Annotated in this window: 24 protein-coding genes, 2 tRNA genes and 1 other RNA gene; 8 read left to right on the top strand and 19 right to left on the bottom strand. The window is 72.7% G+C overall.

Translation table 11 applies throughout. The features are described 5' to 3' along the window. Window positions 1-20: 20 nt before the first annotated feature. The 3 genes from AC4OXY_RS25360 to AC4OXY_RS25350 all read right to left on the bottom strand — a co-directional run bounded on the left by AC4OXY_RS25360 (window position 21) and on the right by AC4OXY_RS25350 (window position 4,031). Complete coding sequence (locus AC4OXY_RS25360) at window positions 21-842, bottom strand: YceI family protein (RefSeq protein WP_356029897.1); 822 nt, start codon at window positions 840-842, stop codon at window positions 21-23. 104 nt (window positions 843-946) lie between these two features. Next, window positions 947-3,442, bottom strand: a complete 2,496-nt coding sequence (locus AC4OXY_RS25355; RefSeq protein WP_491994638.1) for an MFS transporter — start codon at window positions 3,440-3,442, stop codon at window positions 947-949. A gap of 88 nt (window positions 3,443-3,530) precedes the next feature. After that, window positions 3,531-4,031: a MarR family winged helix-turn-helix transcriptional regulator gene (locus AC4OXY_RS25350; protein WP_356029899.1), complete on the bottom strand. Its 501-nt coding sequence runs from the start codon at window positions 4,029-4,031 to the stop codon at window positions 3,531-3,533. A gap of 216 nt (window positions 4,032-4,247) precedes the next feature. Between AC4OXY_RS25350 and AC4OXY_RS25345 the strand changes: the two genes are divergently transcribed. After that, a complete protein-coding gene (locus AC4OXY_RS25345; RefSeq protein WP_356029900.1) occupies window positions 4,248-4,454 on the top strand; it encodes a hypothetical protein in 207 nt (68 codons plus the stop codon). Window positions 4,455-4,469: 15 nt separating this feature from the next. On the opposite strand, the gene AC4OXY_RS25340 is transcribed toward AC4OXY_RS25345, so the two are convergent. From AC4OXY_RS25340 to AC4OXY_RS25300, 9 genes are all read right to left on the bottom strand, one after another. Beyond that, window positions 4,470-5,246: a hypothetical protein gene (locus AC4OXY_RS25340; RefSeq protein WP_491991116.1), complete on the bottom strand. Its 777-nt coding sequence runs from the start codon at window positions 5,244-5,246 to the stop codon at window positions 4,470-4,472. A 49-nt stretch (window positions 5,247-5,295) separates the two neighbouring features. Beyond that, on the bottom strand, window positions 5,296-6,234 hold the full coding sequence (locus AC4OXY_RS25335; protein WP_356029902.1) for an RNA polymerase sigma factor SigF: 939 nt from the start codon (window positions 6,232-6,234) through the stop codon (window positions 5,296-5,298). A gap of 418 nt (window positions 6,235-6,652) precedes the next feature. Further along, on the bottom strand, window positions 6,653-7,501 hold the full coding sequence (locus tag AC4OXY_RS25330; RefSeq protein WP_356029966.1) for an RNA polymerase sigma factor SigF: 849 nt from the start codon (window positions 7,499-7,501) through the stop codon (window positions 6,653-6,655). A gap of 174 nt (window positions 7,502-7,675) precedes the next feature. Next, a complete protein-coding gene (locus AC4OXY_RS25325; protein ID WP_356029903.1) occupies window positions 7,676-7,969 on the bottom strand; it encodes a Dabb family protein in 294 nt (97 codons plus the stop codon). Window positions 7,970-7,979: 10 nt separating this feature from the next. Beyond that, window positions 7,980-8,159 (bottom strand): hypothetical protein, encoded by a 180-nt coding sequence (locus AC4OXY_RS25320; RefSeq protein ID WP_071377271.1) that lies wholly within the window; start codon window positions 8,157-8,159, stop codon window positions 7,980-7,982. A gap of 198 nt (window positions 8,160-8,357) precedes the next feature. Further along, window positions 8,358-8,442 (bottom strand) — tRNA-Ser (locus AC4OXY_RS25315). 45 nt (window positions 8,443-8,487) lie between these two features. Further along, window positions 8,488-8,919, bottom strand: a complete 432-nt coding sequence (gene tadA, locus AC4OXY_RS25310; protein ID WP_356029967.1) for a tRNA adenosine(34) deaminase TadA — start codon at window positions 8,917-8,919, stop codon at window positions 8,488-8,490. Window positions 8,920-8,984: 65 nt separating this feature from the next. Then, on the bottom strand, window positions 8,985-9,524 hold the full coding sequence (locus AC4OXY_RS25305; protein WP_356029968.1) for a tRNA adenosine deaminase-associated protein: 540 nt from the start codon (window positions 9,522-9,524) through the stop codon (window positions 8,985-8,987). Window positions 9,525-9,849: 325 nt separating this feature from the next. Beyond that, window positions 9,850-10,092, bottom strand: coding sequence for a hypothetical protein (locus AC4OXY_RS25300; RefSeq protein WP_356029904.1), 243 nt, complete (start codon window positions 10,090-10,092; stop codon window positions 9,850-9,852). 96 nt (window positions 10,093-10,188) lie between these two features. On the opposite strand from AC4OXY_RS25300, the gene upp reads away from it, so the two are divergent. After that, on the top strand, window positions 10,189-10,824 hold the full coding sequence (upp, locus tag AC4OXY_RS25295) for a uracil phosphoribosyltransferase (RefSeq protein WP_356029905.1): 636 nt from the start codon (window positions 10,189-10,191) through the stop codon (window positions 10,822-10,824). 25 nt (window positions 10,825-10,849) lie between these two features. On the opposite strand, the gene AC4OXY_RS25290 is transcribed toward upp, so the two are convergent. The 6 genes from AC4OXY_RS25290 to AC4OXY_RS25265 form a co-directional block, all read right to left on the bottom strand. After that, window positions 10,850-11,497 (bottom strand): LytR C-terminal domain-containing protein, encoded by a 648-nt coding sequence (locus AC4OXY_RS25290; RefSeq protein WP_376287824.1) that lies wholly within the window; start codon window positions 11,495-11,497, stop codon window positions 10,850-10,852. 98 nt (window positions 11,498-11,595) lie between these two features. Further along, complete coding sequence (locus AC4OXY_RS25285; RefSeq protein WP_004943146.1) at window positions 11,596-11,892, bottom strand: type II toxin-antitoxin system VapB family antitoxin; 297 nt, start codon at window positions 11,890-11,892, stop codon at window positions 11,596-11,598. 372 nt (window positions 11,893-12,264) lie between these two features. Further along, window positions 12,265-12,390 (bottom strand): hypothetical protein, encoded by a 126-nt coding sequence (locus AC4OXY_RS25280; RefSeq protein WP_356029907.1) that lies wholly within the window; start codon window positions 12,388-12,390, stop codon window positions 12,265-12,267. 57 nt (window positions 12,391-12,447) lie between these two features. After that, on the bottom strand, window positions 12,448-12,792 hold the full coding sequence (locus AC4OXY_RS25275) for a hypothetical protein (protein WP_356029908.1): 345 nt from the start codon (window positions 12,790-12,792) through the stop codon (window positions 12,448-12,450). Between the two features lie 134 nt (window positions 12,793-12,926). Continuing rightward, window positions 12,927-13,607 (bottom strand): HdeD family acid-resistance protein, encoded by a 681-nt coding sequence (locus AC4OXY_RS25270; protein WP_356029909.1) that lies wholly within the window; start codon window positions 13,605-13,607, stop codon window positions 12,927-12,929. A gap of 63 nt (window positions 13,608-13,670) precedes the next feature. After that, window positions 13,671-14,264, bottom strand: a complete 594-nt coding sequence (locus tag AC4OXY_RS25265; RefSeq protein ID WP_356029969.1) for an HhH-GPD-type base excision DNA repair protein — start codon at window positions 14,262-14,264, stop codon at window positions 13,671-13,673. 227 nt (window positions 14,265-14,491) lie between these two features. Here AC4OXY_RS25265 and AC4OXY_RS25260 point away from each other — a divergent pair, with 227 nt between their 5' ends. The 3 genes from AC4OXY_RS25260 to AC4OXY_RS25250 all read left to right on the top strand — a co-directional run bounded on the left by AC4OXY_RS25260 (window position 14,492) and on the right by AC4OXY_RS25250 (window position 17,683). Continuing rightward, complete coding sequence (locus AC4OXY_RS25260) at window positions 14,492-14,968, top strand: cupin domain-containing protein (RefSeq protein WP_356029910.1); 477 nt, start codon at window positions 14,492-14,494, stop codon at window positions 14,966-14,968. Further along, window positions 14,965-15,735 carry an SDR family NAD(P)-dependent oxidoreductase gene (locus AC4OXY_RS25255; RefSeq protein WP_376287821.1) on the top strand — a complete coding sequence of 257 codons (771 nt, stop codon included), beginning with the start codon at window positions 14,965-14,967 and terminating at the stop codon, window positions 15,733-15,735. Before AC4OXY_RS25260 ends, AC4OXY_RS25255 begins: the two co-directional genes overlap by 4 nt. 76 nt (window positions 15,736-15,811) lie before the next feature. Further along, window positions 15,812-17,683, top strand: coding sequence for a copper resistance CopC/CopD family protein (locus AC4OXY_RS25250; RefSeq protein WP_491991115.1), 1,872 nt, complete (start codon window positions 15,812-15,814; stop codon window positions 17,681-17,683). A 170-nt stretch (window positions 17,684-17,853) separates the two neighbouring features. Here the strand turns inward: AC4OXY_RS25250 and AC4OXY_RS25245 are convergent. Continuing rightward, window positions 17,854-17,938: transfer RNA gene (locus tag AC4OXY_RS25245), tRNA-Ser, on the bottom strand. Window positions 17,939-18,058: 120 nt separating this feature from the next. Here AC4OXY_RS25245 and ffs point away from each other — a divergent pair. From ffs to purD, 3 genes are all read left to right on the top strand, one after another. Further along, window positions 18,059-18,155, top strand: an RNA gene (ffs, locus tag AC4OXY_RS25240) — signal recognition particle sRNA small type. 38 nt (window positions 18,156-18,193) lie between these two features. Beyond that, window positions 18,194-20,416, top strand: a complete 2,223-nt coding sequence (locus tag AC4OXY_RS25235) for a DNA polymerase III subunit gamma and tau (RefSeq protein ID WP_491991114.1) — start codon at window positions 18,194-18,196, stop codon at window positions 20,414-20,416. Window positions 20,417-20,583: 167 nt separating this feature from the next. Further along, a complete protein-coding gene (purD, locus tag AC4OXY_RS25230) occupies window positions 20,584-21,852 on the top strand; it encodes a phosphoribosylamine--glycine ligase (protein WP_491991113.1) in 1,269 nt (422 codons plus the stop codon). Window positions 21,853-21,993: the final 141 nt, after the last annotated feature.

Below are 21,993 nucleotides of genomic sequence, written 5' to 3'. Positions count from 1 at the left end.
TGTGGCTGACCCTGCTGTGCCTACGCCTGGGGCAGTGAATCCCCCTGGACCGCCTGGATGTCCAGCTCGACCTTCAGCGTCGTGCCGATCGCGGCGATGCCGGCCTGGAGGACCTGGTTGTAGTTCATGGCGAAGTCCTCGCGGCGCAGCTCCGCCGTCGCGCGGAACGCGGCGCGCGTGCCGCCCCAGGGGTCGGCGCCGGTGCCGAGGTAGGCCAGGTCCAGGTCGACCGGCCGCACGATGCCGTGCATGGACAGCTCGCCGTGCACCGTCCAGCGGTCGGAGCCGGCCGGCGACAGGCCGGTGGAGCGGTAGGTGATCTCCGGGTGCTGCTCCACGTCCAGGAAGTCCGCGGACTTCAGGTGCGTGTCGCGCATGCCGTTGCCGGTGTCGACGGACGCGGCCTTGATCACGGCCTCCACCCGGGACTTGGCGATGTCGTCGGGCGCGATCTCGATCGTGCCGCCGAACTCCGCGAACCGGCCGTGCACGCTGGAGATGCCCAGGTGCTGGGCGACCGCGGCGACGGAGGAGTGCACCGGGTCGATCGTCCAGGGGCCGGGCGGCGGCAGTTCGGTGCCGCCCTGCCGGGCCAGTGTGACCGTGCCGACCTCGGCGCGGCCGCTCGCGGTGACGATCGCCGAGGAGGCCGCGGGCGCGTAGCCCACGGCGGTCACGATCACGGTGTACGCCCCCGGCGCCAGCTCGGTGGTGTCCCGCACGGCCCCCTCGGCATCCGTCTCGGCGCGCAGCACCTGCGAACCGGTCATGTCGGTCACCGTGACGACCGCGTGCGACACGGCCCACCCGTCCCGCGTACGGATCTTCGCGGTCAGTCCCATCCCGTTTTCTCCCTGCAAAGCCTTGCTCATCGGTCTCAAGCGAACCGGCCCGTGGCACACGCACGACGGGTACGACCGTACGTGCGCCACGGGCCGGGGTGGAACTACTCGCCGGGGTGAGCGAGTTCGATCTGGTGCCCGTCGACCCCGGAGCCGGCGACGGTCAGAGCCGTCGCCACCGGCGGGTAGCCCGTCGCGATGACGGTGTACTCGCCGCTGTCCAGGTCGGTGAAGGCGTACGCCCCGTCCGTACCGGTGGTGGAGGTGCCGACCACGTTGCCGGCCTGGTCGACCAGGGTCACCCGGGCGTCGGCCAGCGGGCCGTGCGGGGCCCGGACGACACCCTGGAGCCGGGCACCGGCGTCCAGGTCGATCTCGATCCGGGTGAGCCCGGTGGTGCCGACCTCGACCGGCAGGGCGCGCGGCCGGAAGCCGCTCGCGTTGACGGCCAGCGTGACCGTGCCCGGCACCAGGTCGGCGAAGGCGAACTGGCCCTGCTCGCCGGTGGCGGCGGTGGCCAGCAGGTCACCGCGGACGTCGGTGACGATCACCATCGCGTCCTTGACCGGCAGCGCGCTGCCCGCGGCCCGGACCACACCGGTCAGCCCGCTGGTGCCGCTGAGCAGGATGTCGTACGACAGCGGCTCGCCGCCCACCACGATGGTGGAGGCCTGCGGCTGGTAGCCGTCGGCGGAGGCGATGAGGACGTACGAACCCGTGCCGGGGGCGTCGACGGAGTAGGAGCCGTCGCCCTGGGCGACCGCGCGGCCCAGCTGGCGGCCGGTCAGCGAGATCAGGGTGACCGCGGCCTGCGGGACCGGGGCGCTCTCGGCGCCGCGGACGAAGCCGTGCACCGGGGTGCCGCCACTGCCGCCCGAGCCGGGCTCGGCGAGCGCGACGGCGGTCGCCACCGGCGCGGCGGCCGCGGCGACAGCCGGGGAAGCGGCGGAGGTGTCCGACACGACGGGCGTGGCCCAGCTGGGCACCTTCTGCTGTGCGGGCTCCTGCACGGTGTTCTCCACAGTGGTCACAACGCTCTCCACGGGGGCGGCGGCTTCCGCGGCCGCCCCGCTCTTCTCCTGCGCCGCCTGGGCCAGCGCGCCGGACGTCCGCAGCGGGACCTCCTTGATGAACAGCACCGTGATGAGCGCGATCAGCGCGAACGGGGCCGCGTAGAGGAAGACGTCCGCGATGCCGTGGCCGTAGGCGCCCTCCAGCCAGGTGCGCACCGGGGCCGGCAGGGCGTTCATGTCGGGCAGCTGACCGCTGCCGACGGCCTTGGCCGCCGCCTCCTGCGCCTTCGGGCTCAGCTCGGTGATGGTGTCCTTGGCGTGGTGGGTGATCCGCTCGGACATGACCGAGCCGAGCACGCCGACGCCGACCGCACCGCCGAGGGAGCGGAAGAAGCTCACCACGGAGGAGGCGGCGCCCAGCTCGTGCGGGGCGACCTGGTTCTGCGTGGACAGCACCAGGTTCTGCATCATCGTGCCGACGCCGATGCCGAGCAGCGCCATGTAGATCGACAGCTCCCAGTACGGGGTGTCGTAGCGCATCAGACCGAGCAGGGCGAGGCCCGCGGTGAGGGAGACACCGCCGCCGACCAGCCAGCCCTTCCAGCGGCCGGTGCTGGTGATGAAGCGGCCGGAGACCATGGACGCGACGAACAGGCCGCCGATCATCGGGATGGTCATGACGCCGGACATCGTCGGCGACTTGTCGCGGGCCAGCTGGAAGTACTGCGAGAAGAACACGGTGCCCGCGTACATGCCGATACCGACGAACAGGGAGGCCAGCGACGCCAGCGTGATCGTGCGGTTGCGGAAGAAGCGCAGCGGGATGATCGGCTCGGCGGCCTTGGTCTCGGTGAACACGAACAGCAGCGCGAGCACGATCGTGCCGCCCACCATCGTGTACGTCTGCCAGGACAGCCAGGCGTACTTGTCGTTGGCGAAGGTGACCCAGACCAGCAGCAGCGAGGCGGCCGCGGTGATGAAGAAGGCACCGGTCCAGTCGACCTTGACCTTCCGCCTGGCGACCGGCAGGTGCAGCGTCTTCTGCAGCACGACCAGCGCGATCAGCGCGAAGGGGATGCCGACGAACAGGCAGTAGCGCCAGCCGAGCCAGGAGGTGTCGGTGATGACACCGCCGAGCAGCGGGCCGCCGACGGTGGCGAGGGCGAAGGTGGCTCCGGTGTAGCCGGAGTACCGGCCGCGCTCGCGCGGGGAGATCATCGCGGCCATGATGACCTGCACCAGGGCGGACAGACCGCCGGCGCCGAGGCCCTGGATGACACGCGCGCTGATCAGCATCGCCGGGTTCTGCGCGAGACCGGCGACGACCGAGCCTATGACGTAGATGACCAGGGATATCTGGACGAGGGCCTTCTTGCTGACCAGGTCGGCGAGCTTGCCCCACAGCGGCACGGAGGCGGTCATGGCGAGCAGTGCCGCCGTGACGACCCAGGTGTAGGCGGACTGGCCGCCGCCGATGCTCTTGATGATCGTCGGCAGTGCGTTGGTGACGATCGTCGAGGAGAGGATGGCGGCGAACAGGCCCAGGAGCAGGCCGGACAGCGCCTCCATGATCTGCCGGTGCGTCATCGGGGCGTGCTCGGCCGAGGAGCCTCCCCCGTGCTTGGCATGAGCCCGCACACCGGCTGGTGTGGTCGTTGCCATGGGCTTCCTTTTCTTACGTGCTTGCGGGTGTACGGGTGGTCTTTTCGAGTACGGGGGCGGGGATGCGGCACGCCGAGGAGGCGGACCGGCAGTCGCCGAACGAGTCGCGCAGGCGGGTCATCAGCCGGATGAGCTGGGCGACCTCTTCGTCGGTCCAGTCGGCGAGCCGCTCCGCGAGCAGGTGCGTGGTGCGCCGGGACAGCTCGTCGAGCTGTGCCAGCCCCGCGGGCGTCAGGCGCAGGATCCGCGAGCGCTTGTCCGCGGGGTCCGGCAGCCGTTCGATCCAGCCGCGCGCCGCGACGTGCGCGACATGCCGGCTGGTGACCGACATGTCCACGGAGAGCAGCTCCGCGAGCTTGCTCATGCGCATGTCGCCGTGGCGCCCCAGCAGGGTCAGCACGGCGGCCGAGCCGGTCGGGCAGTCGGGCGGAAGGATCCGTCCCAGGTCCCGTTTCACGGCTCCGACGGCACTGAGCTGACGCGCCAGCTCTTCGAACTGCGCCTGCTCGGCCATCACACCTCCCGTATTCGTTGCTTGGGGCAACCATAGGGGTGTTTGGTTGCTGCAGGCAAACAAATCGGGGTCCGGCGGTGCAAAAACTTGGCAAAGGCATGTATTGCAAACGTAAATATGCAGGTGGGGGTGGGTGGCGTGCCCCCCTCTGTCCCGGTGGGGCCGTGGTGGACCCCACTTGGGCGGCCGGGGCCGTCTTCGCTAAGGTCTCGGGCCATGGCTAACACCCAGGGCCCCGAGGGCAACTACGACCCCGCCGGCAGCACCCAGATGTTCCGCGCGTTCGTCGACGAGGCCCCCCAGGGGCGTCAGGCGCAGACGGCCGCGACCTCCTCCTCCGGCGGTCCGCGCGTCGGCCTGATCATCGGCGTCATCGTCGCGATCGCCGTGGTGGCGGGCGTGGCCTGGCTGGCGCTCAAGTAGTTCTCTACGCCGGGATCACTTCCACTGGACGGAGACGTCCCGCGTCTCGATGTGCATGCCGAGCGGCACGCGCCAGGCGTCGACGCACACCGTCCAGGCGGGCTTCACCCGCGTGCCCGGCGCGATCGGCACCGGGAGGCCGGCCGCCGAGTCGATCGTCCCCCAGTCGATGCCGAGCGCGCCGATGACGTGCGTCCCGAACGTCACCGACCCCGAACGCACCGCCGTGCCGCCCGAGTTGCGGAACTCGACGGTCACCTTCTGGCACCAGCGCTGATCGGTGTCCTTCGTCGCCGGCTTGCCCCAGGAGAGCTCGGCCGGGCCGGCGGTCGTGCCGGCGCCGGGAGTTGGGGTGGGGGAGGTGCCGGAGGCGGACGGTTCGGGAGGCGTGGGCGTCGTGCCGGGCGGGCCGCCCGCGCCGTCCGAGGGACCGGATGTGGCCGGCGCCGGTGTGCTCTGCCCCGGGCTGCCGGGGGAGCCGGAAGCACCGGGAGCGGCTGACGTGGCGCTCGGGCGCGGTGAACCGGGCGGGCCCGTAGGCGAGTTGCCGTCGAGCGGGGTCAGCGAGACCGAGCCCGTCGGGGTGACCGCCGCCGTACCGGCCCGGTCCGGACCGCCCACCGCGCCGACCGCGACGTAACCGCCGCCCGGGCCCCGGTCCGCGCACGCGGCGAGCACCCCGCCCAGGACGACGACGGCCGCCGATGCTGCCGTAACGGCGCCTCGGCGGCCATGCGTCCATGTCGCACGGGTTGTTGGAGCGGTGTCGTCCGGCCCTGTCGCGCGCAGCATCGGGCCAGTGTCGCTGACGAACCGTCAGAAATGAACCCTCAGTCGGTTCTCAGTCCGAGATCAGCCCTTCCCGCAACTGCGCCAGCGTCCGCGTCAGCAGCCGGGAGACGTGCATCTGGGAGATGCCGACCTCCTCGCCGATCTGGGACTGCGTCATGTTGGCGAAGAAGCGGAGCATGATGATCCGGCGCTCGCGGGGCGGGAGTTTGGCCAGCAGGGGCTTCAGGGACTCGCGGTACTCCACGCCCTCCAGGGCCGTGTCCTCGTAGCCGAGGCGGTCGGCCAGCGAGCCCTCGCCGCCGTCGTCCTCGGGGGCCGGGGAGTCGAGGGAGGAGGCGGTGTAGGCGTTGCCCACCGCGAGGCCGTCGACGACGTCCTCCTCGGAGACGCCGAGCACGGCGGCCAGTTCCGTCACCGTCGGGGAGCGGTCCAGCTTCTGGGAGAGTTCGTCGCTCGCCTTGGTGAGGGCGAGGCGCAGCTCCTGGAGGCGGCGCGGGACACGCACCGACCACGAGGTGTCCCGGAAGAACCGCTTGATCTCGCCGACCACCGTCGGCATCGCGAAGGTCGGGAACTCCACGCCCCGTTCGCAGTCGAAACGGTCGATCGCCTTGATCAGGCCGATGGTGCCGACCTGGACGATGTCCTCCATCGGCTCGTTGCGGGAGCGGAAGCGCGCGGCCGCGTAGCGGACCAGCGGCAGGTTCAGCTCGATCAGGGTGTCCCGGACGTAGGCCCGCTCGGGGCTGTCCTCGCCGAGGGCGGCGAGCCGCAGGAACAGCGAGCGGGACAGGGTGCGGGTGTCGATGTCCCCGGTGGCCGGCAGGACCGGGACGGGCGCGGCCTCCTGGGCAGGCGGGGACGGCACGGCGTCGAGGGCCGTGACGGCCTCGATTCCGTCGAGGACGTCGAGAGCGTCGAGCTCCTTGGGCGCTGCCTCGCTCGGCGCGGGCGTCAGCACCTTCGAGCTGCCCTGGTCTGCGGACATGCCACCCCCTTTGGGTCGCGGGACGGTCGTGGCGGCGCTGTCTTTCGAGCAACGCAGCCTTCACCTGAATACCGGAGCCGAGGGCCCGGCAAACGCGTCTCCCGCAGAATGTCACATGTCGGCAACACGCTGTAGTGACATGTCGACATGAGAGATCCGAATCGGCCCTGGAGAGAAGGGGTCTGACGCTATTTCGGGCCCCAACTGCCGGCATCGGCCCAGGTGAGCGATTCGCCCGCGACGGTTACCGCTCGCTCGGGTATGCGATGCAGAACCGCTTGAGGCGTGCTTCCGTGCGCCCGCTATGCATCGACCGAACGCCCCCCACGCTTCGGTCCGTACCGATTCTTATCGTGCCCTTAGGCGCAAGCCCCTTAAGCGCGAGCGCTTAGGGGCGGAGCCCTTACGCGCGGAGCCCTTAGGCGTCGATGCGATTCGCGGAGCGCAGCCGCTGGAAGCTGCGGGCGAGGAGCCGCGAGACGTGCATCTGGGAGACGCCCAGCTCCGCGCTGATCTGCGACTGGGTGAGGTTGCTGTAGTAGCGCAGGAGGAGGATGCGCTGCTCGCGCTCGGGGAGTTGGACGAGCAGATGCCGGACCAGGTCGCGGTGTTCCACGCCGTCGAGGGCCGGGTCCTCGTAGCCGATCCGGTCGAGCAGACCGGGCAGTCCGTCGCCCTCCTGCGCGGCCTCCAGCGAGGTGGCGTGGTACGACCGTCCCGCCTCGATGCAGCTCAGTACCTCGTCCTCGCTGATCCGCAGCCGCTCGGCGATCTCGGCGGTGGACGGGGAGCGGCCGAAGAGCGTGGTGAGATCCTCGGTCGCGCTGTTGACCTGCACCCACAGCTCGTGCAGCCGGCGCGGTACGTGGACCGTGCGGACGTTGTCCCGGAAGTACCGTTTGATCTCGCCGACGACGGTCGGCATCGCGAAGGTCGGGAACTGCACGCCCCGGTCCGGGTCGAAGCGGTCGATGGCGTTGATCAGGCCGATGGTGCCGACCTGGACGACGTCCTCCATCGGCTCGTTGCGGGAGCGAAAGCGCGCGGCCGCGTAGCGCACGAGCGGGAGGTTCGCCTCGATCAGCGCCCCGCGCACCCGGTTGTGCTCCGGCGTGCCCGGAGCGAGCTGCTTCAGTTCGGCGAAGAGCACCTGGGTGAGGGCTCGGGTGTCGGCGCTGCGCCGCTTCTCGGGGGGTACGGGCACGGGATCGGGCGCAGGGGGTGCCTCCTCCTCCTGGGGTGGCGCAGTACTGGCCGACACGGTCAACGCCACCTCTTCGTCGCTCAATCATCGGTCAAAAGCGGTCATAGCATCACAAGACATGTGCACTGTGTGCAAGCACCGCATAACGCCGTGTTGTGTTCAAATTTCGACAAGTTGGGGCGTGCGACACACGAAAGCCCCCCGCCGGTCCGGCGGAGGGCTCGGGTGGAGCGGGGATCAGAACGCGTAGTCGGCGATCACCCACGTGGCGAACTCGCGCCACAGGGCGACGCCCGCCTGATGAGCCGGGTGCTCCAGGTAGCGCTGGAGGGCGGCGGTGTCCTCGACGGCCGAGTTGATCGCGAAGTCGTAGGCGATGGGCCGGTCGGTGATGTTCCAGGCGCACTCCCAGAACCGCAGCTCCTCGATCTGGTCGCCCAGGGCCCTGAAGGCCTCCACACCGGCGACGACCCGCGGATCGTCGCGCTCGACGCCCTCGTTGAGCTTGAAGAGGACCAGGTGCCGGATCATGCGATGTACCTCAGCTCTTTCCCCCGTTGGCGAGCCACGTCATGAAGTCGCCCACGGACTTGGCGGCGTCCGATATGCCCTCGAAGACTATCTGGACGTAGTGCGCCGCCTTGGGCGGGTCAGTGATGATCACGTACAGCGCGAAGACCACGAGCGCGTACACGGCGATCTTCTTGGCGTTCACCGCCACCGCGGCCTCCCCTGTGCCTGTCCCTGTGGGCCCCTGTTGCCGGCCGCGAGTGTAACCTTCACGCCTCGTTCGAGGACCAACGGCCCGCCGCCGGGGGCCCTTTGCCGGCCCGCGCGAGCGGCGCGCACGTGCGGGGTCCGTAGACCGGATCCGTACGACGAGAAGGGCCCCGTCTCACGACAGGGCCCTTCTTCGAAGCGGTAGCGGAGGGATTTGAACCCTCGGTGACTTGCGCCACACTCGCTTTCGAGGCGAGCTCCTTCGGCCGCTCGGACACGCTACCGAGGGAGACCCTACAGCACGGCGGGGCATGGTTCGAAATCGGTATTCAGCGGTCCCGGAAAAACTCCGTGAGCAGCTGGGCGCACTCCGTCGCGAGGACGCCCTCGATCACCTCGGGCCGGTGGTTGAGCCGCCGGTCGCGGACCACGTCCCACAGCGAGCCCGCTGCGCCCGCCTTTTCGTCCCGGGCGCCGTAGACGACCCGGTCGACGCGGGACTGGACGAGCGCGCCGGCGCACATCGTGCACGGCTCCAGCGTGACCACGAGCGTGCAGCCGGTCAGCCGCCACTCCCCGAGCCGTGCCGCGGCCCGCCGGATCGCGAGGACCTCCGCGTGGGCCGTGGGATCACCGGTGGCCTCGCGCTCGTTGTGCCCGGCGCCGAGCACCGTCGTACCGTCCGGGGACAGGACGACGGCGCCGACGGGGACGTCGCCGCCCCGGACGGCCCGCTCGGCCTCGTCCAGGGCGAGCCGCATCGCGGCCCGCCAGCGGTCGCGTACCGGGTCCGCCACGGCTGCCGGACTCTCGGAGTTCTCGGTGGTCAGCGGACGGTCTCCAGGACCTCGGCGGCGCCCAGGGCCTCGGCGATCGAGCCCAGCGCGTCCTCGGCGTCCAGGATGCGCAGCTCCTTCTCGCCGATGCCCAGGTCGTCGAGGATCCGGCTGTCGCCCACCGGGCTGTGCGGGACGGCGTCGGCGCCGCCGCCGGCAGCGTCGTCGTCGTCATCCTCCTCCGACTCGCCGTCCTCCGTGCCGTCGAGGTCCAGGGAGTCCAGGTCGGGGCCGTCGTCCGAGCCGGGCTCCCGGCCGAGCAGTTCGTCGGTGAGCAGCAGCTCGCCGTACGCGCTGCGCTGGGCGGCGGCGGCGTCCGAGACGTAGATGCGAGGGTCGTCCTCGCCGTCGATGCGGACGACGCCGAACCAGGCGTCCTCCTGCTCGATCAGGACGAGCACCGTGTCGTCGTCGGGAGAGGCTTCCCGGGCCAGGTCGGCCAGATCCGACAGGGTCTCCACATTGTCGAGCTCCGTGTCGCTCGCTTCCCACCCGTCTTCGGTGCGCGCGAGCAGTGCGGCGAAGTACACCGTGACTCTCCCACTGGTCATAGGTGTGCCGGTTGGGGGTCCCCCCGGCGGAGGTATGTGGGTGGAGAGAGCTGGGCTCCGAGCCCCACCCACTCGGAATCGTGGCAGAAACAAGACGTTCAGGGGACGTCTTCGGCTCCCTGTGTCTCGCAGCCGCCTTGCGGATCGTACGCGGCTTTTCCCAGCGCTCACGCACGCCCACCACGCAAACACCGCCGTGGACGTGGATCTTCCTCACCGAGAACTTTCTCACCGGGCCCCGCTCCTGATGCCTCCTCCTCGCGGGCGGTTCCACCCTGTGCGGGTACGGCGGACCACGGACGGCCTACCAGCGGAATGTCCGCATGCGCTGTGCGTGGCGCATGCGGGCGGCCTTGGCGCGCCGCGGCTGGACCCGGGCGCGCAGCTCGCGGGCCTCGGCGAGATCACGCAGGAACTCGGCGCGTCGGCGGCGCCGTTCGGCGTCGGACCCGGGGACGCCGGCGGCGCGTATCGGGGGCTCGCCACGGTCCCCGGTGCCGCCGGTGTCCCCGGGCGCGTCCTCAGGAAGGTCAGGCAGGTCAGGCACGTCGCACCACCCCGGTTCCGTCCCTCCCACTTTCCCCCGTACGGCCCCTTCGACGCCAGGGCCGGAGGGGGTTCGGTCGCAGGTACCGTTAGGGGCATGCGTCTCCACGTCGTCGACCACCCCCTGGTCGCTCACAAGCTCACCACGCTGCGCGACCGGCGCACCGACTCCGCGACCTTCCGCCGGCTGGCCGATGAACTGGTCACCCTGCTGGCCTACGAGGCCACGCGGGACGTGCGCACCGAGGCCGTCGACATCGACACCCCGGTCGCGCGGACCACGGGCGTCAAGCTCGCCCGCCCCCGCCCGCTGGTCGTGCCGATCCTGCGCGCCGGTCTCGGCATGCTGGACGGCATGGTCCGGCTGCTGCCGACCGCCGAGGTGGGCTTCCTGGGCATGATCCGCAACGAGCAGACCCTCCAGGCCTCCACGTACGCCTCGCGCATGCCGGAGGACCTCTCGGGCCGCCAGGTGTACGTCCTGGACCCGATGCTGGCCACGGGCGGCACGCTCGTCGCGGCGATCCAGGAGCTGATCAGGCGCGGTGCGGACGATGTGACCGCCGTGGTGCTGCTCGCCGCGCCCGAGGGCGTCGCGGTGATGGAGCGCGAGCTGGCGGGCACGCCGGTGACGGTCGTGACGGCGGCGGTGGACGACCACCTCAACGAGCACGGCTACATCGTGCCGGGGCTGGGCGACGCGGGAGACCGGCTGTACGGCGCGGCGGAGTAGCTCCGGCAGCCCTGCGGGGCGCTTTTCAGCACCCCTTCTTCGACGTCGCCGCCGACTGCGGCGCCGTCAGGGCCGTCAACGCCTGCTGGGCGTCCGCGGGCTTCGCCAGTGCCGTGAAGCCGTCGCCCAGGATGAGGTCCAGGTCGGCGCCCTTGCGGCCGGCGTCGGTGCGGCGCTCGGCGCCGGCCAGTTCGGTGGCCAGCACCGGCAGGGAGCTGTCCTGGGCGGCGGCGGGGCCGAGGAGTACGCCGGTGCCCTTGACCTTCTTGTCGTAGTCCTTGCTGGCGTTGCCCACGTCACCGATCTTGAAGCCGCGCTTCTTGAGTTCGTCGGCGGTGGCCTTGGCGAGCCCGCCGCGGGCGGTGGCGTTGTAGACGTTCACGGTGATCTGGCCCGGCTTGGGCAGGGTCTTCGGCTGTGCGGCCGGCGTCGCCGTGGCGGCGGCCCCGGGCCGGCAGGCGGTCTTCGCACCGGTCGCCGTGGTCTTCTTGGTGCCGCCGGAGAAGACGTCGATGAGCTGCAGGGTGCCCCACGCGATCAGGCCGAGCGCGCAGGCGGACGCGACCACGGCGGCCACGAGCCGGGCGCGGCGCCGCGGCGGACGCATCCGAGGGTATTTGTCCCCCGTGATCCGGTACTGGCCGCCCATGCCAGGGGGAGTCAGCATGCTCATGGGCGCAGCGTAGTGCGCCCGAGCGGCGATGCCTATTAGATGATCAGTCGATCCCGCTCAGCGGAACCCGAAAGGGTCAACGGCCGTGCCGGGCCGGGTCAGTCGAGTTCGAGCACGCGCGCGTGCAGCACCTGGCGCTGCTGGAGGGCGGCGCGGACCGCGCGGTGCAGGCCGTCCTCCAGATAGAGGTCGCCCTGCCACTTCACGACGTGCGCGAAGAGGTCGCCGTAGAACGTCGAGTCCTCCGCCAGCAGGGTCTCCAGATCGAGCTGCTGCTTGGTGGTCACGAGCTGATCGAGGCGGACCGGGCGCGGCGCGACGTCCGCCCACTGCCGGGTGCTTTCCCGGCCGTGGTCGGGGTACGGCCGGCCGTTTCCGATGCGCTTGAAGATCACACGGAAAGCCTACCGGCCCAGACGTTCCGGGCGCAGCCATGGCGGCTGAGTGCGCCCTTTTGAAAGCCCTGAAAAGATGGAGCGAAACGGGCAAATGGGCTGGTACCGGGAACGGGGCCTGCGTTGAGTGACCGCGGGACCACGCCGTCCACGCAAGCGCCGCGCGCTCCACGAGCGTTGTGCACAGGCTGTGGACCGCGAGTCGGCGCACGAGAAGCCGGCCGCCGCCGCGGCCCGAGGCGCCGCCCGCGCCCGCGCCTGTGCCCCGGGAGGTCGCCGGCCCGCTCCGTGGGCACGCGGCCGGGCCGTGAGATCACCCGCTCCCTGTTGGCACGGCCCGGCGGAGACGGCGGCCCCGCCGGGCCGGTGCGTTCAGCGGTCCCGTTCCTCGGGCTTCCGCTGCGGTTCCGGACGGTTCTCGTCCGGCTTGCGCGCCGCGGCGCGCCTCGCCTCCGCGCGCAGCAGGGCGCGCAGGACGGCGTACGGATCCTGGGGCATGGCTGTGCTCCTTGCGTCGAGCCGACTGACCTTGCGTGGTGTGGGGACGCGGGTCTGTCAGCAGCGCAGGACCACCGTGCGCAGCAGGGGTGTCGCGTACGGCGCCCGGAGCGCGGCGGGGCACGGGCGGCGCGCCGGCGCGGCCGGGCCGGGCAGGGGCGCGGGGCACTCGGGAGCGTCGGCCCGGTGGACGGCACGGGCGGCCGGCCGCAGGAGGAGGTCGAGGCCGTCGAGGGCGTCGGTGACGTCGTGGCCGTCGTGGTGCTCGGAGGTGTCGGCCGAGACGGCGCAGACGGGGGCCGCGTGGGCCTGCGCGTGCGCGACCGGCACCCACAGGGCGAGGAGCAGCACGAGCACCCGCAGCCAGGTACGGCTACGCGGGCGGCGCGAGGTCCTGCTCACGACAGGTTTCTCCCCGGCGCGGGCGGTGTGTGCAGCACCGGGGGCCGCAGATCCGCCCGGTCGGGGGAGGAGAGGGGCATCGTGTTGACGCAACGGGGCGACGGGCCGGGACGACGGCTCAGACGGTCTGACGCTCAGGCGGTCTTCGGGATCCGCTTGGCCCGGCCGCGGATGCCGAACGCGGTGATGATCTCCGTGATCCCGACCGCGACCAGCCAGATGCCGCCGACGAGGGTCAGGACGGCGACCGAGTGGAACGGCGAGTCGATGAGCACGATGCCGGCGATGAAGGTGAGGATCCCGAGGAAGACCTGCCAGCCCCGGGCGGGGGTGCGCGGGTCGGAGGCGGCGGCCAGGGTCTGGGTGATGCCGCGGATCAGCCAGCCGATGCCGATCCACAGGGCGAGCAGCAGGATCGACTGCATGGGCCCGCGGAAACTGAGCAGGCCGAGCAGGATCGACAGGGCACCGCTGATGAAGGCCAGCACGCGCAGCGAGGTCGCCATGTGCGTGCCGAACGCGGCGCCCAGCTGGAAGATGCCGCTGATGAGGAGGTAGAGGCCGAAGAGGACGCCGGCCGCGCGCAGCGAGGGGCCGGGCCAGACCAGGACCAGGATCCCGAGGATCAGCGAGGCGATCCCGGTGACCAGGACCACCTGCCAGGCGGCCCGGGACAGGGCGTGCAGCGGGCCTTCGAACGGCGGCTCGGGCTCGTGCCGCCTGCCCGCCGCCCCGCCCGCCTGCCGGGCCGCGTGGACGTTCCGGTCGTCGTACCCAGGGCCCTGGTCGGAGCCACTGCTCGGTGCCTCGGTCATGGTTCATGCTGTGACCGGCGGGGCCGGGCGTGCCATCAGGGAGGGCCGGTCGGGTGAACGGGCCTACGTGCCGGAGGCCTTCGCCGCCGCCTTCATCTCCTGCTTGTGCGCCCGCACCTTGGCCAGTGACTCGGGGCCCGTGATGTCGGCGACGGAGCGGTAGGCCTTCGGTTCGCCGTACGCGCCGGCCGCCTCCCGCCATCCCGGGGGCGTGACGCCGAGCTGCTTGCCGAGCAGCGCGAGGAAGATCTGGGCCTTCTGTTTGCCGAACCCGGGCAGCGCCTCCAGCCGTTTCAGCAGCTCGGCACCGGTCGGCACGTCCCGCCAGACGGCCTCGGCGTCCCCGTCGTAGTGCTCGGCGAGGTACTGGCACAGCTGCTGGATCCGCTTGGCCATCGAGCCGGGGTAGCGGTGCACCGCCGGCTTGTCGGAGAGCAGCGCGGCGAAGTCCTCGGGGTTCATCGCGGCGATCTCGTGCGCGTCGAGGTCTCCCTCGCCCCCGGCGCCGAGCCGGTCGGCGATGGTGCGCGGGCCCTTGAACGCCCACTCCATCGGAACCTGCTGGTCGAGCAGCATGCCCACCAGCGCGGCGAGCGGGGAGCGACCGAGCAGCGCGTCGGCCTCGGGGTCCTGGGCGAGGTGCAGGGTGACGTCCATGGCTCGATGATCGCCCGGCCGCGCGCGGGCCGCAGCCGGGGGTGCCCCGCCCCGGCCGTCGTCCGTCGCCGCCGGAGTCGCCGTGAGGGCTCTGCGCAACGCGCCTCCTTGAACGAGACGAACGAGATGGGTGCGGGACGAACGAGACGGGCGAGACGAACGAGGCGAACGGAGCGGGCCCAACTCGCCGTCCCGGAACGGACGGTGCACCCCCTAGCCTTCTCCCCGTGACGACGCCCGAAGAGCTGATCGCCCACTACGGACTCGAACCCATCCCCCGCGAAGGCGGCCTGTACCGGCGTACCTGGGCGGGACCCGTCCGCCCGGACGGCCGCCCGGCGGGCTCCGCCATCGTCGCCCTGCTCACCGCGGACGACTACTCCGCCCTGCACCGCCTGCCGACCGACGAGATCTGGCACTTCTACCTCGGCGACCCGCTCCGCCTCCTGCTCCTCGCCCCCGACGGCACCGCCCGCACCGCCGTCCTCGGCCCCGCCCCGCTGTCCGGCCAGCACGTCCAGCTGACCGTGCCCGCCGGCACCTGGATGGGCGGACGGGTCGCCCCGGGCGGCGCCTGGACGCTCTTCGGCACCACGATGGCCCCAGGATTCACCGAGGCGGACTACGAACACGGCGACGCGGCGGCCCTGACGGCGCGTTACCCCGCCGAGGCCGCCCGCATCACGGAACTGTCCCGCCCATGACCACGCACACCCTCCTCGAAGGACAGACGGCGCTGGTGACCGGCGCGGGCGGCGGCATCGGCCGCGCCATCGCCCTGCGCTTCGCCGAGCGGGGCGCGGCGGTGGCCCTGCACTGCCGTACGGCGGTGGCGGCGGCCGGTGAAGTCGCCGACCGCATCCGGGAGTCGGGCGGCGAGGCCGTCGTCCTGCGGGCGGACCTGACGGACGAGGAGGCCTGCCACCGCCTGATCGGGGAGACGACGCGATGGTCCGGCGGCCGCCTCACCGCGCTCGTCAACAACGCGGCCGTCCAGCCCGTGCAGCCCCTGCCCGGGATGACGGCGGCCGACTGGCGCGCGGTCGTCGACACCGACCTCACCAGCGTCTTCGCCTGCACCCAGGCCGCCGCGGCCCACATGCGCGCGCACGGCGGCGGCACCGTCACCCACATCGCCTCCATCGAGGCCGACCGCCCCGCCCCCGGCCACGCCCACTACAGCGCGGCCAAGGCGGCGGTGGTCATGCACGCCCGCGCGGCGGCCCTGGAGTACGGTCCGGACGGCATCCGCGTCAACACGGTCTCGCCGGGCCTGATCGACCGGGAGGGCCTGGCCGACGCCTGGCCGGACGGCGTGCGCCGCTGGCTCGCCGCCGCCCCCACCGGCCGCCTGGGCCGCCCCGAGGACGTGGCCGACGCCTGTGTGTTCCTGGCCTCGCCGCTCGCGAGCTGGATCACCGGGCACGACCTGGTCGTGGACGGCGGCGTCTCGGCCCGCCAGACGTGGTGAGCAACGGAGCCGAACCCTCCGTACCTATAGGGAACATGACCCACGGGGAACACGGCGGGCCGACGGAGGGGACCAGGTGCAGCTGCGCGACCGACACCGAGGGCCGGGCGGACGGCTGAACCGTCGGCCGAACGGCGCCCGGCCGAGCTGTTGGCCGCGCCGCCTGGCCCTGCTCTGCACCGGTCTGCTCCTGCTCCTCCTCGGCGCGGCGGCCCCGGCCGCGGCCCACGCGGCCGTGCGCGCGACGGACCCCGCCGACGGCACCGTCCTGCGTACGGCCCCCCGTCAGGTGACCCTGACGTTCACCGAGTCGGTCGGCCTGCTCACCGACTCGTTCCGGGTCTACGACCCCGCCAACCACCGCGTGCGCACGGGCGCCGCCGGCCACGCCCCCGGCCGCCCGGACACCGCCCGCGTCCCGCTGCCCGCCAGGCTCGCCCAGGGCACCTACACGGTCGCCTGGCGGGTGGTCTCGGCGGACAGCCACCCGGTGTCCGGCGCGCTGACCTTCTCGGTCGGCACCCGCACGGCGACGGCCGCGAGCACGGCCCCCGACACCACGGAGAACCCGGCGACGGCGGCCCTGTACAACATCGCGCGCTACCTCGCCTACCTCTCCGTGGCGCTCCTCCTCGGCACGGCCGCGTTCGTGGCGTACTGCCGCCCGCCGAAGGCGGCCCCGCTGCGCACCCCCGTCCTGGCGGCGGCCTGGACCCTCATCGCGTCCACGGCGGCCCTGTTCGTCCTGCGCGCACCGTACGAGGAGGGCGCGCCCCCGACGCAGGCACTCTCCCTCGCCGCCCTCGCCCGTACGGCGACCACCCGCCCCGGCGAACTCCTCCTCGCCCGGCTGGCGTTGCTGCTGCTGGCCGCCACGGTGGTGCTGGTGCTGCGAGCCCGCCGCACCCGTCTGCCCCGCCGCGCGACACTGGCGGTGGCCGCGGCCGTGTCCGTCCCCCTGGCCCTGACCTGGGCGGCGGCCGAACACGCCGCGGCGGGCATCCAGGTCCCGCTGGCGATCACCTCCGCCACCCTCCATCTGCTGGCCATGGGCACCTGGCTGGGCGGCCTGGCCGCGCTCCTGCGCACCCTGTCCCGCACCCCGGCGCTCCCGCTCTCGGTCCCGGCCCGCTTCTCCCGCCTGGCCCTCGCCTCGGTGACGGTCCTCGCGGTGACCGGCGTGTACCAGTCCTGGCGGGGCCTCGGTTCCTGGCAGGCCCTGACGGACACGGCGTACGGCCGCACCCTGCTGGCCAAACTGGCCGCGGTGGCCGCCCTGCTCCTGGCGGCGGCCTGCTCCCGCGCCTGGACGACCCGCACGGCAGGGGCCCGGACCCGGCCGCAGGTACGGACGACAACCCCGGCCCGCATCCCCGAACCGGCGACGGGCCCCCCACTCCCCGAGCAACCGTCCCCTCCCGCCCCCACCCCCGCTCCGCCCCCGTCCCTCCCCCTCCACCACCTGCGCCGCTCGGTACTGGTGGAGGCCGCCGTGGCCGCGGTGGTCCTGGCCCTGACGACCCTCCTGACCAGCACCGTCCCCGGCCGCACGGCGACGGAGGCGGCGCAGGCGACGGCGACCGGCACGGCGGACGCGGGCATCCCGACGGCATCGGTGACGACGATCCCCTTCGACGTCGGCACCCCGGGCGGCCGGGGCAAGGTCCAGATCACCCTGGACCCCGGCCGGGTCGGCACCTGCTCCGTCCAGGCGGTCGTCTACGGCCCCGACGGCGGCCTGTCCACCGTCCCCGAACTCCGCATCACCCTCACCCTCCCCGCCCGGCGCATCGGCCCCCTGGACACCAGGGTCACCGACCGCGGCGGCTACTGGGCAGCCGACTCCTTCACCCTCCCCCTCCCGGGCACCTGGACGATGAAGGCGACGGTGCGCGTCTCGGACGTGGACCAGGTGACGGTGTCGGCACCGGTGCGGGTGGCGCGGTAGACAGCACCCAGGAACTCGGGCCGCCGCTCGCGCCGCACGCCACTGTGCTCCACCTCACATGCCGACCGGCTCACGCCCGCTCCTGCCCGTATCGGACCTCGGACCCGGAAACGCGAAAGGCCCCGACCGGCGAACCGGTCGGGGCCTTCAACTGCCCTGTCGGGCTGAGGCGGAGGATACGAGATTCGAACTCGTGAGGGGTTGCCCCCAACACGCTTTCCAAGCGTGCGCCCTAGGCCTCTAGGCGAATCCTCCGCCGGAAACATTACATGACCGAGGGGAGTGCTCGCGAACCCGTTCCCGCAGGCCCGGATCGGGAGTGACCCCGGGCGGTGATCGGGTACTGAACGCGGTCCGCGATCGGGTACTGTGGGGCGCAGCCCCTCACGTGGCGCTATCTGACTGAACTCCCCCAGGGCCGGAAGGCAGCAAGGGTAGGTCGGCTCTGGCGGGTGCGTGGGGGGCCCTTGTTTTCCCGGGTTGTCAGTGGGCGCCTATAACCTCGTATGCGTGTCGTCTCTCGCGCTGTACCGCCGCTATCGCCCGGAGGCCTTTGCCGAGGTCATCGGGCAGGAGCATGTCACCGACCCGTTGCAGCAGGCGCTGCGGAACAACCGGGTCAATCACGCGTACCTGTTCAGCGGGCCGCGCGGTTGCGGGAAGACCACCAGCGCGCGCATCCTCGCCCGCTGCCTGAACTGCGAGCAGGGCCCCACCCCCACCCCGTGCGGCGAGTGCCAGTCGTGCCGGGACCTCGCGCGCAACGGCCCGGGCTCCATCGACGTCATCGAGATCGACGCCGCGTCCCACGGCGGTGTGGACGACGCCCGTGAGCTGCGGGAAAAGGCCTTCTTCGGGCCCGCGAGCAGCCGCTACAAGATCTACATCATCGACGAGGCCCACATGGTCACGTCGGCGGGCTTCAACGCGCTGCTGAAGGTCGTCGAGGAGCCGCCGGAGCATCTCAAGTTCATCTTCGCGACCACCGAGCCCGAGAAGGTCATCGGGACCATCCGGTCGCGTACGCACCACTACCCCTTCCGGCTTGTTCCGCCCGGCACGCTGCGGGACTACCTCGGCGAGGTGTGCGGGCGGGAGGACATCCCCGTCGAGGAGGGCGTGCTGCCGCTGGTCGTGCGCGCCGGTGCCGGGTCCGTGCGTGACTCCATGTCCGTCATGGACCAGCTCCTCGCCGGTGCGGGAGAGGAAGGTGTGACGTATGCCATGGCCACCTCCCTCCTCGGCTACACCGACGGCTCGTTGCTCGACTCCGTCGTCGAGGCCTTCGCCACCGGGGACGGGGCCGCGGCCTTCGAGGTCGTCGACCGCGTCATCGAGGGCGGCAACGACCCGCGCCGTTTCGTCGCAGACCTGCTGGAGCGGCTGCGGGATCTCGTGATCCTCGCCGCCGTTCCGGACGCGGTGGACAAGGGGCTCTTCGACGCCCCGGCCGACGTCCTGGAGCGGATGCAGGCGCAGGCCTCCACGTTCGGCGCCGCCGAGCTGAGCCGCGCCGCCGACCTGGTCAACGAGGGCCTGACCGAGATGCGCGGCGCCACCTCGCCCCGCCTCCAGCTGGAACTGATCTGCGCGCGCGTGCTGCTCCCCGCCGCCTACGGCGACGAGCGCTCGGTGATGGCCCGCCTCGACCGCCTCGAACGCGGTGTCAACTTCTCGGGCGGTGCCGGCGCGCCCGCCATGGGGTACGTCCCCGGCCCCGAGGCCCACGGCCAGGGCGGCGGTGCGCCGGTCGCGCCGATGCCGCCGGTCCCGTCGGGCGGCGGTCCCGCCGCGGCCCGTGCCGCCGTCCGCGCGCCGGGGGCTCCGGCAGCACCGGCCCCCGCCCCCGCTCCCGCCCCGACCGCCCCCCAGCCCGCACCCGCGCCTGAGCCCACCCCCACCCCTGCCCCCGAGCCTGCCGTCGCCCAGGCTCCGGCGCAGCCCCCGGCCTCCCCTGCGCCCGCCGCCGGCGCCTGGCCCACGGCCGCCCCGGCCGGTGGCGGCCGGCGTCCCGGTGGCTGGCCCACGGCCGCCCCGGCCGGTGGCCAGGGACAGCAGGCCCCGGCCCCCGGCAGCGCGCCCGCGCAGCCGCAGCACCAGGCGGCCACGGCCCCGGCCCCCGCGCCGACGGCCACGGCAGCACCGGCTCCCGCCCCCGCACCCGCCACCGCGGGCGGCCTCGACCCCCGCGTCCTGTGGCCGAACATCCTGGAGGCCGTCAAGAACCGCCGCCGCTTCACCTGGATCCTGCTCAGCCAGAACGCCCAGGTGGTCGGCTTCGACGGCACGACGCTCCAGCTCGGCTTCGTCAACGCGGGCGCGCGGGACAACTTCTCCGGCAGTGGCAGCGAGGACGTGCTGCGGCAGGCGCTGGCCGAGCAGTTCAACGTGCAGTGGAAGATCGACGCGGTCATCGACCCCTCCGGCGGCTCCGCGCCCCCGGCCCCGGGCGGCTCCGGCGGGGGCTACGGCGCCCCGGCCGCGCCCCGCCCCGCGACGCCCCAGTCCGCCCCGCAGGCCCCCGCGTCCCCGCCCTCCGGCCCCGCGGCCGCTCCGGCGGCACCCGCCCCGGCCTCGCGGCCCACGCCCGCCCCCGAGCCGCCCCCCGTCGCGCCCGAGGACGACATCCCGGAGGACGACGACCCCGACCTGGACGAGTCGGCCCTCTCCGGCCACGAACTGATCGTGCGGGAGCTGGGGGCGACGGTGGTGGAGGAGTTCTCGAACGAGTAGCCCGGCGGCCGGCCCACGGGCGTACCTCGTTCGAGTAGCGCGTCCTCGGGAGTGCCCTCGGGAGTGTCCTGGGGATCGTTCCCCGGGTCTCCTCGGGGTCTATTTGGAGGAAACTCCAGCAAACCCGGCCCCCGGTCTTCGGCAACCTTGCCATTAGGCTGACCCCCGTGAAGGTCCTCGTCATCGGCAGCGGCGCCCGCGAACACGCCCTGTGCCACTCCCTGTCCCTCGACCCCGACGTCACCGCGCTGCACTGCGCCCCCGGCAACGCCGGCATCGCCGAGGTCGCCGAGCTGCACGCGGTCGACGCGCTCGACGGCAAGGCGGTGGCCGGGCTGGCCGCGCGCCTCGGCGCCGAGCTGGTCGTCGTCGGCCCGGAGGCCCCGCTGGTCGCCGGGGTCGCCGACGCCGTCCGGGAGGCGGGCATCCCCGTCTTCGGCCCCTCGAAGGAGGCCGCGCGGCTGGAGGGGTCCAAGGCCTTCGCCAAGGACGTCATGGCGGCGGCCGGGGTGCCGACCGCCCGCTCCTACGTCTGCACGACCGCCGAGGAGGTCGCCGAGGCCCTCGACGCCTTCGGCGCCCCCTACGTCGTCAAGGACGACGGCCTGGCCGCCGGCAAGGGCGTCGTCGTCACCGAGGACGTCGAGCAGGCGACGGCGCACGCCGCCGGCTGCGAGCAGGTCGTCATCGAGGAGTTCCTCGACGGCCCCGAGGTCTCCCTCTTCGCGATCACCGACGGCGAGACCGTCGTACCGCTCCAGCCCGCCCAGGACTTCAAGCGCGCGCTCGACGGCGACGAGGGCCCCAACACCGGCGGCATGGGCGCGTACTCGCCGCTGCCGTGGGCCGACCCGAAGCTGGTCGAAGAGGTGCTGGAGACGGTCCTGCAGCCGACCGTGGACGAACTGCGCCGCCGCGGCACGCCGTTCTCCGGTCTGCTCTACGCCGGGCTCGCGATCACGAGCCGCGGCGTCCGGGTCATCGAGTTCAACGCCCGTTTCGGCGACCCGGAGACCCAGGTCGTGCTGGCCCGGCTGAAGACGCCGCTGGCCGGTGTCCTGCTCGCCGCCGCGAACGGCACGCTCGCCGATCTGGCGCCGCTGCGCTGGAGCGAGGACGCCGCCGTGACCGTCGTCGTCGCCTCGCACAACTACCCGGGCACGCCCCGCACCGGCGACCCGATCACCGGCCTGGCCGAGGTGGCCGCCGAGGACACCCCGCACGCGTACGTGCTGCACGCCGGGACCAGGCGGGACGGCGACGCCGTCGTGAGCGCGGGCGGGCGCGTGCTGTCCGTCACGGCAGTCGGCGAGGACCTGTCCGAGGCGCGCGAGCGCGCGTACCGGGCGGTGGGCCGGATCGGGCTGGACGGCTCCCAGCACCGCACCGACATCGCCGCGAAGGCGGCGCGCGAAGCCGCGGCGGCCCGCGCCTGACCTGGTCGGCCGTCCGCCCGTTCGCCCGCAGGACCCACCCGGGCCCCGGATCCACGATCCGGGGCCTGATCTTTGCTGTCTGTCACCCACCTCTGACCAAAGCCATTCCATCGAGTGAGCAATCGTCTATACGGCTGACGG

This window comes from Streptomyces sp. HUAS MG56, assembly GCF_058673395.1.
Note: the sequence above shows the minus strand (reverse complement) of the source record. Positions and strands in the feature narration are given on the sequence as shown.